The 11,933-nt window shown below is 59.9% G+C and carries 12 protein-coding genes; 8 read left to right on the top strand and 4 right to left on the bottom strand.

The window, feature by feature from the left end:
* Positions 1 to 28 precede the first annotated feature (28 nt).
* Complete coding sequence (gene coaD, locus ACFVTJ_RS04405; RefSeq protein ID WP_386905279.1) at positions 29 to 523, bottom strand: pantetheine-phosphate adenylyltransferase; 495 nt, start codon at positions 521 to 523, stop codon at positions 29 to 31.
* A 437-nt stretch (positions 524 to 960) separates the two neighbouring features.
* Between coaD and ACFVTJ_RS04400 the strand changes: the two genes are divergently transcribed.
* The 8 genes from ACFVTJ_RS04400 (at position 961) to ACFVTJ_RS04365 (ending at position 8,670) form a co-directional block, all read left to right on the top strand.
* Positions 961 to 1,140 carry a hypothetical protein gene (locus ACFVTJ_RS04400; protein ID WP_003503030.1) on the top strand — a complete coding sequence of 60 codons (180 nt, stop codon included), beginning with the start codon at positions 961 to 963 and terminating at the stop codon, positions 1,138 to 1,140.
* A 38-nt stretch (positions 1,141 to 1,178) separates the two neighbouring features.
* Positions 1,179 to 1,313, top strand: a complete 135-nt coding sequence (locus ACFVTJ_RS04395) for a hypothetical protein (RefSeq protein ID WP_386904934.1) — start codon at positions 1,179 to 1,181, stop codon at positions 1,311 to 1,313.
* 321 nt (positions 1,314 to 1,634) lie between these two features.
* The gene (locus ACFVTJ_RS04390; RefSeq protein WP_386904932.1) at positions 1,635 to 3,527 is read left to right on the top strand and encodes a peptidyl-prolyl cis-trans isomerase; all 1,893 of its coding nucleotides are present in this window, start codon (positions 1,635 to 1,637) and stop codon (positions 3,525 to 3,527) included.
* Positions 3,528 to 3,540: 13 nt separating this feature from the next.
* Positions 3,541 to 4,569 (top strand): anthranilate phosphoribosyltransferase, encoded by a 1,029-nt coding sequence (trpD, locus tag ACFVTJ_RS04385; RefSeq protein WP_386904930.1) that lies wholly within the window; start codon positions 3,541 to 3,543, stop codon positions 4,567 to 4,569.
* A gap of 10 nt (positions 4,570 to 4,579) precedes the next feature.
* Positions 4,580 to 5,395, top strand: coding sequence for an indole-3-glycerol phosphate synthase TrpC (trpC, locus tag ACFVTJ_RS04380; RefSeq protein WP_386904928.1), 816 nt, complete (start codon positions 4,580 to 4,582; stop codon positions 5,393 to 5,395).
* Positions 5,396 to 5,401: 6 nt separating this feature from the next.
* Positions 5,402 to 5,893: a cyclic pyranopterin monophosphate synthase MoaC gene (gene moaC / locus ACFVTJ_RS04375; RefSeq protein WP_386904926.1), complete on the top strand. Its 492-nt coding sequence runs from the start codon at positions 5,402 to 5,404 to the stop codon at positions 5,891 to 5,893.
* On the top strand, positions 5,894 to 7,111 hold the full coding sequence (gene glp, locus ACFVTJ_RS04370) for a gephyrin-like molybdotransferase Glp (protein WP_386904924.1): 1,218 nt from the start codon (positions 5,894 to 5,896) through the stop codon (positions 7,109 to 7,111). It begins immediately after the preceding gene.
* 488 nt (positions 7,112 to 7,599) lie between these two features.
* On the top strand, positions 7,600 to 8,670 hold the full coding sequence (locus ACFVTJ_RS04365) for a diguanylate cyclase (RefSeq protein ID WP_386904922.1): 1,071 nt from the start codon (positions 7,600 to 7,602) through the stop codon (positions 8,668 to 8,670).
* Between the two features lie 129 nt (positions 8,671 to 8,799).
* On the opposite strand, the gene ACFVTJ_RS04360 is transcribed toward ACFVTJ_RS04365, so the two are convergent.
* The 3 genes from ACFVTJ_RS04360 to ACFVTJ_RS04350 form a co-directional block, all read right to left on the bottom strand.
* Complete coding sequence (locus ACFVTJ_RS04360) at positions 8,800 to 9,408, bottom strand: pyridoxamine 5'-phosphate oxidase family protein (protein ID WP_386904920.1); 609 nt, start codon at positions 9,406 to 9,408, stop codon at positions 8,800 to 8,802.
* Positions 9,409 to 9,459: 51 nt separating this feature from the next.
* The gene (locus ACFVTJ_RS04355) at positions 9,460 to 11,271 is read right to left on the bottom strand and encodes a monovalent cation:proton antiporter-2 (CPA2) family protein (RefSeq protein WP_386904918.1); all 1,812 of its coding nucleotides are present in this window, start codon (positions 11,269 to 11,271) and stop codon (positions 9,460 to 9,462) included.
* Between the two features lie 203 nt (positions 11,272 to 11,474).
* Complete coding sequence (locus ACFVTJ_RS04350) at positions 11,475 to 11,843, bottom strand: gamma-butyrobetaine hydroxylase-like domain-containing protein (protein ID WP_386904916.1); 369 nt, start codon at positions 11,841 to 11,843, stop codon at positions 11,475 to 11,477.
* Between the last annotated feature and the right edge of the window lie 90 nt (positions 11,844 to 11,933).

Raw genomic sequence — 11,933 nt, 5'->3', positions numbered from 1 at the left:
GGATTGGCTCCAGAATGTAGGGCTGAAGTCAGCGCTTCAGCTTGACGTTAAGGGCTTCAAGCACGGCTTTCGGCACGAAGGCTTCGACATTGCCGCCCATGGCGGCGATCTGCCGGACCAATGTGGCTGTAATGGGTCGCGACGAGGTGCCGGCGGGCAGGAACACGGTCTGAATATCGGGCGCCATCTGGCGGTTCATGCCGGCCATCTGCATTTCATAATCGAGATCAGTGCCATCGCGCAGACCGCGCAGCAGGAGATGTGCGCCGTGCTGGCGTGCAGCGTCCACGACCAGATTATCGAAGGAAACAACTTCCATGCGCGCCGCCTGCGTCGGCAGCTGTTCGGCAAGCGCCTGCTTTATCAGCGCAGCCCGTTCTTCGAAGCTGAACATCGGCGCCTTGCCCGGATGAATGCCGACAGCAACGATGACTTTCGACGCCACGTTCAGCGCCTGGATAAGCACATCCAGATGTCCGTTGGTCATCGGATCGAAGGATCCTGGATAAAAGGCAATCGTCATATCGCTCTCAGATGGTGGGCGCGCTTCGATGCTGGGTATCATGTGCCCGCCTTTTGTCATGGAGAGCCACGCGGCGCAAGACTTTATAACCACCTCCCACAGGCCCGGCTGCCGCGTGAACCCGGGATGAATGGGCCATTCAGTGCGGTTTCAGGGCTATTTTGATTAAATGCACAGCATCGGGAAACCGAAACGCCCCTCACTCGTTAAGCATCCGGAGAATTGAAAATGCTGGCCTTCATGATCGTCCTTTCGATCATCGCATCATTCGCTGCCGAGTATCTTTTTCTCGAATGACGGCCTCAGCCAGTTTCCTGAACGCCAGATGAACGAGCCATTCAAGGAAGTTTCACCGGGGCGATGCTAATCGATTTTTACGATTGACGCGGAACATGATCAGACGTGGCGCGTTAACAAGAAACCAAAGGAACAGACAGATGTTTGTAAGAGAAAAACAGTCTACTTCGGCGAAAATCAGCGTCATCAGCACCGCCTGGACAGTACTGGTTATCGCAATGGTAGCAACAACGTTTAGTCTTTATGAGCAGAAGCCTGAAACCCAGGGCCCCGACTACCCGCAGCTGACAGCCCGTTACCAGTACATGAACTATTACTGATAGCGGGGAGAACTTCTCAAACTCTCGGAGACAACATCATGTTCACATTTCTGACGATGCTTCTTGCCCTCATCAGCGTAATGTTCGTGACATCGATGATCTCCGTCATCGCCGAGATGCGGCGCGAGGATGAGGAATTCAAGGCAGCGATCCGGCGCGACCGCGCTTTTTGAGCGCAGCAGGCCGGGTTAAACGCCGCTGCAAAAACGATTCTTCGCAACCGCCTGGGCCTCCGGGCGGTTTTGTTTTGCCAACGTGCCTGTAAATACCCAAACTAATTTCTTTGCCTGTCATCGGAATGAGGGCATAAACGCCGCCGATATCCATCCATTGCCTCCATTTCGACGCCTCCAATCACATAACCGTTTTCAAAACCCCGTTTTTCCAAGGGAAATTCCCTTCAATTTCCGTTTGGATTGATTTAAGGAACGCCGATACGTTGCGGGCCGGACAGCCGGCGACCGCAATGACGTTCCTGTGAGGTTTGCATAACGATGCTCGATTCCCTGAGAAATGCTTCTCGAACCATGGCAGCCAAGCTGCTGCTTCTCCTGCTTGTTGTTTCGTTCGGCGTCTGGGGCGTCTCCGCATCGCTTGTCACCGCCAATTCCCACGCCGTCATGACGGTGGGCGACCAGACGGTCAGCCCGCAGGAATTCCGCCTCGCCTATCAGCGCCAGATTTCCGATCTCAGCCGCCAGTTCGGCACGAGGCTGACGACCGAACAGGCCAAGGCCTTCGGCATCGACCGCCAGGTGTTCAGCCAGCTTGCGGCGGGTGCAGCGCTTGATGAGCTGGCCTCGAAGATGAATCTCGGCCTTTCGGAAAACCGCCTCGCCAACCTCATCGCAGAAGACCCGGCCTTCAAGTCGGTCAATGGCCAGTTCGACCGTAATCTCTTCAGCGAGCGCCTGCGCAATTCCGGTTTCCGAGAAGACGACTACATCAAGGAACGCAGCAAGGTTGCCGTCCGCAGTCAGATCGTCGAGGCCGTCTCGGATGGTTTTGCAGCGCCGCAGGTTCTGGTGGATGCGCTGAAGCAGTATCGCAACGAACAGCGCGCCGTCGATTACGTCATTCTTTCGAACGCCGTCATCCCGCCCGTCAAGGCGCCGGGCGACGACGTGCTCACGCCCTGGTTCGAAACCAACAAGTCGAAGTACCGCGCGCCGGAGTTCCGCAAGTTCACCTATGTGAAGCTGGAACCCGCCGACATCGCCGAACCGGCCTCGGTAACCGACGCGCAGATCGCCGATTATTATAACAGCCACAAGGACAGCTTCCGCACCGCCGGCCGCCGCACCGTGGAACAGCTGACCTTCCCGGACAAGGAAATGGCCGCCGCTGCCGCCGAACAGATCAGGCTCGGCAACACCACCTACGACCAGGTGGTGAAGGATCAGGGCAAGAGCGCTTCCGACGTCACCCTCGGCGAATTCACCAAGGATACCATGCCCGACCAGTCGATTGCCGATGCAGCCTTCGCCATCCAGAAGGATGGCGGCGTGTCGCCGGTGGTCGAAGGTTCCTTTGGCCCTGTCCTTCTGCGCGTGACTGGCATCAAGCCGGAAACCACTCGCACGCTGGATGAAGCCAAGGACGATATCCGCAAGGATCTCGCCACCGCCGCCGCGGCTGAGGAAGTCACGAACGTACACGATCGTTACGAAGACCTGCGCGCCGGCGGCTCCTCGCTTTCCGATGCTGCAAAGCAGCTCAATCTGAAGCCAGTCACCATCGATGCCATCGATGCCGCCGGCCTCAATGAAAAGGGCGATGCCGTCGAGGGCCTGCCCTCGCCGCAGCTGGCGCAGGAAGTCTTCAAGACCGAACCCGGCACGGAAGCCCTGCCGATCAATCTCGGCCGTGAAGGATACATCTGGTTCGACGTCGAGCAGATCATCCCTGCCCGCGACCGCACGCTTGCCGAAGTTCGCGACGATGTCGTGGCCGACTGGACGGCAGAGCAGCAGCGCACCGCGCTTGCCGCCAAGGCTGACGAGCTGAAGGCCCGCGTTGAAAAGGGCGAAACGCTGGAAGCCGTCGCTGGTGAGCTGAGCCTCGCTGTCGAGCACAAATCCGGCCTGCGCCGCACGAGCGAGGACGCGATTTTCGGCCGCCAGACCATCGCCGCCGTCTTCTCGGGCGCCGATGGCGTGGTCGGCACTGCGGCCGACGCCGATGGTTCCAGCCGTATCCTCTTCAAGGTTACCTCGGTCGACACCAACGCTGCGCCGGACGCGCTCGCCAATGACGACCAGCAGTTCGCCGCCATCGCCCGCGCGGCCGGCGACGACATGCTGGACCAGATGGTCAACCGCCTGCAGAATGATTATGGTGTGACGATCAACCAGGCCCTCGCCGATCAGGCGATGGTCGGTTTCTAACCGGGGGCGAAAAATGGCCGAACTAAAGCCGCTGATCGCCAAGGTCGCGAACGGAGAAAGCCTGAACCGTGAGGATGCGCGCACGGCTTTCGACATTCTGATGTCGGGCGAAGCCACCCCGTCGCAGATCGGCGGTTTCCTGATGGCGCTGCGGGTGCGTGGCGAAACGGTCGACGAAATCGTCGGCGCCGTCTCTTCCATGCGCGCCCGCATGCTGCCGGTTTCGGCCCCCGCCAACGCCATCGATATCGTCGGAACCGGCGGTGACGGCATCGGCACCTACAACATTTCCACGCTGGCCTCGATCATCGTTGCCGGCACCGGCCTGCCGGTCGCCAAGCACGGCAACCGGGCGCTGAGCTCCAAGTCCGGCACGGCGGATGCGCTCTCAGCGCTCGGCGTGAAGCTCGATATCGGCCCCGATCTTATCGCTCGCTGCATTGCGGAGGCTGGCCTCGGCTTCATGTTCGCGCAGATGCATCATTCGGCCATGCGCCATGTCGCACCGAGCCGCGTCGAACTCGGCACACGCACCATTTTCAATCTGCTTGGCCCGCTCTCCAACCCGGCTGGTGCAAAGCGCCAATTGCTCGGCGTCTTTTCGCCACGCTGGCTGGTGCCGCTTGCCGAAGTGCTGCGCGATCTGGGTTCGGAAAGCATCTGGGTCGTCCATGGCGACGGCATGGATGAAGTCACCACCACGGGTGTGACCCATGTGGCGGCGCTCGAAGACGGCAAAATCCGCACCTTCGAGCTGACCCCGCAAGATTTTGGCGTCGAGCCAGCGCGGATGGACGACCTGAAGGGTGGCGATGGCATTGCCAATGCGGCGGCGCTGCGGGAGGTTCTGTCCGGCAAGCGCAACGCCTATCGCGACGTCTCGCTGTGCAACGCAGCCGCAGCGCTTGTCATTGCCGGCAAGGCAGAGACACTGAGCCAGGCCATGACGATTGCCAGCGACGCGCTCGACAGCGGCAAGGCTGCTGCCGCACTGGAGCGTCTGGTTGCCGTATCCAACGATGCCAATTCAGCGCAGGAATGAGAGCGAGACCATGAGCGACATTCTGAAAAAGATCGAGGCTTACAAGCTCGAGGAAATCGCCGCCGCCAAGGCAAAAGTTTCGCTGGCCGACCTGAAGGCCATGGCCGCAGACCAGAGTGCGCCGCGTGGTTTCTATAAGGCGCTGAAGGCAAAACAGGCCGAAGGCAAGTTCGGACTGATCGCCGAGATCAAGAAAGCCAGCCCCTCGAAAGGCCTCATCCGTCCGGATTTCGATCCTCCGGCGCTGGCCGCCGCCTATGAAGCCGGTGGCGCTGCCTGTCTCTCGGTTCTGACGGATAAGCCAAGCTTTCAGGGCGCGCCGGAATTCCTGACTGCCGCCCGCAATGCCTGCGCCCTGCCCGCGCTGCGCAAGGATTTCATGTTCGACACCTATCAGGTGCATGAAGCCCGCGCCTGGGGCGCGGACTGCATTCTCCTCATCATGGCCTCGCTGTCCGATGACGAGGCAAAACGCCTTGAGGACGAAGCCTTCGCGCTCGGCATGGATGTGCTGATCGAGGTGCACGATGAGGAAGAAACGGAACGGGCGCTGAAGCTCGACTCGCCGCTTTTCGGCATCAACAACCGTAATCTTCGTACCTTCGAAGTCGGCCTTGAAACCAGCGAAAGACTGGCGGGTCTGGTGCCTGCAGACAGGCTGCTGGTTGGCGAAAGCGGCATCTTCACCTTCGAGGATTGCCAGCGCCTGAAAAAGAGCGGCATCAGCACCTTCCTCGTTGGCGAAAGCCTGATGCGCAAGGACGATGTGACGGCGGCAACCAAGGCGCTGCTGACCGGCGAATCCGGCATTCTGGCGGCGGAATAACGCCCGATGAGTGAGGCAACCAGGCTCACCCATATCGATGCGAGCGGCGAGGCGCATATGGTCGATGTCGGCGACAAGGCCGAGACCGTCCGTATCGCCGTGGCCGAAGGATTCGTGAAGATGAAGCCAGAGACGCTGGCACTCATCCGTGACGGCAATGCCAAGAAGGGCGATGTCATCGGCACCGCCCGGCTGGCTGGCATCATGGCTGCCAAGCAGACGGCAAACCTCATCCCGCTCTGCCATCCGCTGATGCTGACTAAGGTTGCCGTGGACATTACCGAGGACACCACCCTGCCCGGCCTCCGCGTCGAGGCCATGGTGAAACTGTCTGGCAAGACCGGCGTGGAGATGGAAGCGCTGACCGCCGTTTCCATCGCCTGCCTGACGGTCTACGACATGGCGAAAGCCGCCGACAAAGGCATGGAAATCGTCAATATCCGCCTTCTCGAAAAGAGCGGCGGCAAATCCGGTGATTTCCGCCGCCAGGAGAGCTGAATGAACCCGTTGCTGCCCGTGGACGAGGCCATTAAACGCCTTCTGGAAGCTGCAGTTCCGGTCACGGACAGCGAGACCCTGCCGCTTGCCGAATGCGATGGCCGCGTTCTCGCGACCGATCTGGCGGCCCGCCTTACCCAGCCTCCCTTCGATGCCTCGGCCATGGATGGTTATGCGCTGCGCAGCGCGGACGCAGCGGAGATCGGTTCGATCCTCACCGTCATCGGCCAGGCGGCTGCCGGCCATGCTTTCGCTGGCAGGGTGGGCAGAGGCGAAGCCGTGCGCATCTTCACCGGCGCACCCGTGCCTGAGGGAGCCGATACGATCCTCATTCAGGAAGACGCGGAAGCGCTGGAAGACGGCAAAATCCGCACCACCTTCGCTGTCACCGCCGGGCGACATATCCGTCCGCGCGGGCAGGATTTCGCCGAGGGCGAAACGGCTCTGGAGGCCGGCCGCGAACTTGGCTTCACCGACCTGACGCTGGCAGCAGCGATGAACCACGCGGCACTTTCCGTCTATCGCAGGCCCCGCATCGCCATTCTCGCCACCGGTGACGAATTGCTGCCGCCGGGGAGTGCGCCGCAACCCGCCCAGATCATCGCCTCCAACACCTTCGGCGTTGCGGCACTGGCCCGGCAGGCCGGAGCAGAAGTTATCGATCTCGGCATCATCGCCGATGATGACAGCCTCATCCGCGCGGCCATCGGCAAGGCCGTTGCAGCCGGAGTGGATGTGCTGGTGACGCTCGGTGGCGCCTCGGTCGGCGACCATGATCTGGTGCAGGCGGCCCTGAAAGCGGAAGGCATGCAGCTCGATTTCTGGCGTATCGCCATGCGTCCGGGAAAACCGCTGATGGTCGGCGCCATCGGCGGCACGCAGGTTCTCGGCCTACCCGGAAACCCGGTTGCAAGCCTCGTTTGCAGCCTGCTCTTCCTGGAACCGCTGATCCGCAGGATCGCCCGCCGTGCGCCCCTGCAACGCATGGCGACGGCCCGCACTGCCACGCCGCTGAAAGCCAATGATCACCGGCAGGACTATCTGCGCGCCCGTTTCAGCACCGACGAAAACGGCCTGCTGATGGCGGAAGCCCATGCGAAGCAGGATTCATCCATGATGAAGATATTGGCCCATTCCGATGGCCTAATCGTGCGCCCGCCGCATGCGCCGGAGGCAGCGCCGGGGACGACGTGCCCGATCATAAGGCTGAAGCCCTGACAGGCCGCGAACAGGATTTCGACCCGCAATCAACAGGCCCTTTCCAAATCCTGCCCAATGATGACCCGTGCTCCACAGAACGGCACCGTCACGTTCCGCACGGTCTCGAAACCGCGGATAAAACTGTAACATTCCTGTATCTCGACACGAATGATAAAAAGAATCACCTGGCGGCGGAGACTCGCCAACGTCATTCCCTTTCGCCAGCGGGAAACCTCTCCCCCTTGTTGTGCCAAAATAAATCAGATGAATCCCGTTATTGGGATTGACAGAATAAATGCGATACTGTCACCAAGACAAACAGTAGAGGCGAAAATTATGGAAATCGTCAAAAATGAAAAATACTTATGATTATCAATTAAATAAGATAAAAATCGATAAAAAAGAAGTTTCAGCGAACAAAAATTAGTTTTCCATAAATTAAGCTTTCCAAAACAGCTCGCATAATAATAATCATAGTCAATAAGCAGACTCACTGGAGTTTCTTGATGAACACGGCATCCACGCCCAAAACCACGGGGCCCGACATTGCCGGGCAGATTGCCTATGCCATGCGAACCATGGGTGTTTCGCCGATCCCACGCAACTATAGTCTGTTCTACGAAGCCTACATCGGCTCAAACCCGGCGCTGACAAAAGACCTGGCGGCACTTGGAAACAAGGCAACACAGGAGGATCTCGATGACCTGTCGTCGCGATACGGCGAAGGCAATCCCAACCGCTCCATCGACGATGCGCAGGAAAAACTGCGGCGCGAACTGGAGGCGCTGCTCGGCACCTTGAAGCGCGAACAATCCTCCATCGAGAATTACAACCGCATTCTCGGCGAAACACGCCAGCGCATCGATGACAAGAACGCTGCCAGCAGCAATATTCTGCGAAATGCGATCTCGCTGCTGGCCGAGGCTACCGGCTCGAAAATCATCGACGGTGAAAAGACGTTCAACGACGTCAACCGCCATGCCGAGGAAATGCATCAGGTGCGCCTTGAGCTCGATGAGTACAAGCGCATCGCCAATACGGATTCGCTGACGCGCCTCTCCAACCGGCGTGCTTTCGACGACCGCCTCGCCTCGGTTTATGACAGCTCCATCGGCCTGCAATATACCACGCTCGTGCTGCTGGATATCGATCACTTCAAGCGCATCAACGACACGTTCGGCCATCCGGTCGGCGACAAGATTCTCGCTACCGTCGCTTCCGTCATCCGCGCCAATGTACGCAAGGACGGTTTCGTCGCCCGAAGCGGCGGCGAGGAATTCGCCATCATTCTGGATGGCAACACACCGGAAGAGGTGATGGTGATGTGCGAACGCATCCGCCTGTCGCTGGAAAGTACGCCCTTCCGCAATTCCAGATCAGGCGCGGATTACGGCACGGTCACCATCTCGATCGGCTTTGCCTCTGCCGCAAGGGCCACCAATCCCAGCGAACTTTACGGCCATGCCGATATGGCACTCTACCACGCCAAGGAAACCGGCCGGAACCGTTCCGTCTTTTACGAGGACGGAATGCAGAACAATTATACCGGCAAAAACTGGCTGATTTATCGGACATGAGACGGATGGGGCAAGGGAGCATCAAATGCAGTGCTCCCAGGTCTTCTTCCTGTGTTTTCCACAGGCATTGGGGGCGGTTAAGCGCACGCCCTCTTAAGCGCGCAACCTATTACCGCGGCAAATGACGCCTCACCACATGGTCTTCGCCGCCCGCGCTGCCCATTCCCGGTCATAGGTTTCCTGGTCGAACTCCGCCTTTGCGGCCTTGAGCAGAAGACCGGGTGTCGGAAGCGACGCCGGGTCGACGAAATTATCGGGGTTCCACAGTTCCGAGCGCATCAACGCCCGGGCGCACTGGAAATAGACTTCGTCAATCGTCACCACGATAACGGTGCGCGGATGTTTGCCGTCCATCTCGAAGCTTTGCAGCAGATCAGGATCGACGGAAACCACCGCACGGCCATTGATGCGCATGGTCGTATTCGAACCGGGGATCAGGAACATCAGCGCCACGCGCGGATCGCGCACGATGTTCAGAAGCGAATCTACCCGGTTGTTGCCGCGCCAATCCGGCAGAAGCACCGTCCTGTCATCGGCCACCCGCACCACGCCGCCCTTGTCGCCGCGCGGAGAACAGTCCATGCCTTCCGGCCCGACCGTCGCAAGCGCGAGGAACGGCGAAGTCTCTATCATCAACCTGTATTCGGCCGTTAGCGTGGCTGTTACCTTGGCGATCGATGCTTCGCTTGTGCCGTCATAGATGGCCTTTAATTCCTCAACCGTGCGAATGATCGTCATGTCAGTTCCTATCCCTCGAAATCACCCTGCGACACCGCCGGGCGCAATCCCTTACTCTTCCGCCGCTTCCGCCTTTTCCCGCTCCGCCCGCTCGCGCGCCGTGCGCGCGGCGACGAGATCGGCCGGCTGGGCGTTGCCACGGATCAGCGAACGGCCGGCATAAATGCCGCCGACGACCTCCATCGCGAAACGCTCTTCGTCGCGGTCGCGGAATTCCTCCACCAGACGGGCAGCGTCTTCACGCTCTTCACCCATGGCGCCGAGAACTTCCTCGCTGAAATTCAGCGCCGATTCCAGCGTCTCACGAATCTGGTAATCCACGCCGGCCTTCAGAAGATCGATCGCGTGGCCGCGGTCATAGGCGCGGGCGAGAACCGGAACCAAGGGAAATTCGTGCTTGACGATCTCCGCGATCCTGACCGCTGCCTCCTTGTCGTCGACGCAGATGAGAACAGCGCGCGCCGTGCTGGCACCGGCGGCATGCAGGATCTCCGCCCGCGAGCCATCGCCATAATAGACCTTGAAGCCGAATTCCGCCGCATCGCGCACGAAGTCGGCGTCCTTGTCGATCAGCGACAATGTGTATCCGCGCGCCAGAAGCGGCTGGCTGACGATCTGGCCGAAACGCCCGAAACCGATCAGGAGAATGCTGCCCTCGACATTTTCAGGCATGTCGAGATCGTCAGTATTGGGAACAGCCGCCGGCACCAGCCGGTCATGCAGGATGACCATCAGCGGCGTCAGCACCATGGAAATGATGATGGTCGCCGTCAGGATGGCGTTGGCCTCGCGGTCGAGAATACCGGCGCTGACGGCGGCGGAATAGAGCACGAAAGCGAATTCGCCGCCCTGCGCCATCAGCACTGCCCGTTCCAGGCTTTCACGCCTGGTGGTGCCGAGCGCACGCGCCACACCATAGATCAGGAAGGCCTTGAGCAGCATGTAACCGGCGACGCTAACCACGACGAGCTGCCAGTTGGAGGCGATGACGGCAAGGTCGATCGCCATGCCGACGCCGAGGAAGAACAGACCGAGCAGAATGCCGCGGAACGGCTCGATATCCGCCTCCAGTTGATGGCGGAAGGAGGATTCCGACAGCAGCACGCCGGCCAGAAACGCGCCCATGGCCATGGAAAGACCGCTGACCTGCATCAGAAGCGCGGATCCCAGCACCACCAGCAGCGCCGCAGCCGTCATCACTTCGCGCGCACCGGAGGCCGCCAGCAGGCGGAAGAAAGGGTTGAGTAGATAACGCCCGGCGAGGATGAGCGCACCGACGGCGGCAAGCGCGATGCCGATCGAAAGCCAGCGCTCCGAGGCCGTCACATGTTCCCCGCCCGAACCGAGAAAGGCGACAAGCGCCAGCAGCGGCACGATGGCGAGGTCTTCGAACAGCAGGATCGCGATGATGCGCTGCCCTTTCAGGCTCGACATGCTGTTACGCTCCTGCAGCATCTGCATGACGATCGCCGTCGAGGTCAGCACGAAGCCGGTGCCGGCAACGAAGGACATGATGACAGGGAAGCCGAGACTGACACCCACGAGCGTCAGACCACCCATGCAGACTAGCACCTGCAATGCGCCGAGCCCGAAAATATCCTGCCGCATGGACCACAGCCGTGACGGCTGCATTTCAAGGCCGATGATGAACAGAAACATCACCACGCCCAGTTCCGCAATGTGCAGGATGGCCTGCGAATCGGAAAAGAAACCGAGACCGTAAGGCCCGATCACAAGGCCGGCGGCGAGATAACCCAGCACCGAGCCGAGGCCAATGCGCTTGAAGATCGGCGCGGCCACAACGCCCGCCGCCAAAAGCACGACCACCTGGGCCAGATCATTTCCGTTCGCTTCTACAGCCACACGCCACCCCGCTGAAAACCAATAAGACGAGGGTGTTCCCTCCCTCACTTCCTAGCGCATCGGCGTGAAAAGCGAAAACGATTTTCGTCGGGGACAGAGCGAGGATTCAACGGGTTATTTGCTGCCGGAACACGGTGTTTCAGATGCCGCCGTCCTCCTCCCCTTGTTTTTGTGCTTGTCATAGGAGTGAGGGAGGTCAGCGCCTAGCGGAATCGCGGTTCCCTGCTCAAGCCCTTTTCGGTAAGCTCCCGCAGATAATCCGCAAACAGCGCATCCCCGGTCTCACCCAGTTCCTTTAGATATTTCCAGGTGTAGATGCCGCTGTCATGGCCATCGTCAAAAACGATGCGCACCGCGTAATTGCCGGTCGCGACCATGGAGCGGATGGCGACATCGCGTTTCCCGGGCACGGTCACCTTTTGGCCCGGCCCGTGACCCTGCACTTCCGCCGATGGCGAAAGCACGCGCAACATCTCGGCCGCCAGCCGGTAAACGCTTCCGTCGTCGAAGGAAACCGTCAATTCGCGCCGATCCTTCGACACAAGCAACTCGGTCGGCCAGGCATCACTCATATTTCACTTCCGCAAGTTCACCACATACGCCAGAATTACGGACTTGCCTCACGATAGGCAAGTCACTACATCATGGGAAAGGCGCAACGG

It is taken from the genome of Agrobacterium sp. NPDC058088, from assembly GCF_042885035.1.
GTDB lineage: Bacteria > Pseudomonadota > Alphaproteobacteria > Rhizobiales > Rhizobiaceae > Agrobacterium.
Note: the sequence above shows the minus strand (reverse complement) of the source record. Positions and strands in the feature narration are given on the sequence as shown.

Coding starts and splice junctions, on each gene's coding strand:
- coaD (WP_386905279.1), bottom strand. CDS start 523: ATGACGATTGCCTTTTATCCAGGATCCTTCGATCCGATGACCAACGGA.
- ACFVTJ_RS04400 (WP_003503030.1), top strand. CDS start 961: ATGTTTGTAAGAGAAAAACAGTCTACTTCGGCGAAAATCAGCGTCATC.
- ACFVTJ_RS04395 (WP_386904934.1), top strand. CDS start 1,179: ATGTTCACATTTCTGACGATGCTTCTTGCCCTCATCAGCGTAATGTTC.
- ACFVTJ_RS04390 (WP_386904932.1), top strand. CDS start 1,635: ATGCTCGATTCCCTGAGAAATGCTTCTCGAACCATGGCAGCCAAGCTG.
- trpD (WP_386904930.1), top strand. CDS start 3,541: ATGGCCGAACTAAAGCCGCTGATCGCCAAGGTCGCGAACGGAGAAAGC.
- trpC (WP_386904928.1), top strand. CDS start 4,580: ATGAGCGACATTCTGAAAAAGATCGAGGCTTACAAGCTCGAGGAAATC.
- moaC (WP_386904926.1), top strand. CDS start 5,402: ATGAGTGAGGCAACCAGGCTCACCCATATCGATGCGAGCGGCGAGGCG.
- glp (WP_386904924.1), top strand. CDS start 5,894: ATGAACCCGTTGCTGCCCGTGGACGAGGCCATTAAACGCCTTCTGGAA.
- ACFVTJ_RS04365 (WP_386904922.1), top strand. CDS start 7,600: ATGAACACGGCATCCACGCCCAAAACCACGGGGCCCGACATTGCCGGG.
- ACFVTJ_RS04360 (WP_386904920.1), bottom strand. CDS start 9,408: ATGACGATCATTCGCACGGTTGAGGAATTAAAGGCCATCTATGACGGC.
- ACFVTJ_RS04350 (WP_386904916.1), bottom strand. CDS start 11,843: ATGAGTGATGCCTGGCCGACCGAGTTGCTTGTGTCGAAGGATCGGCGC.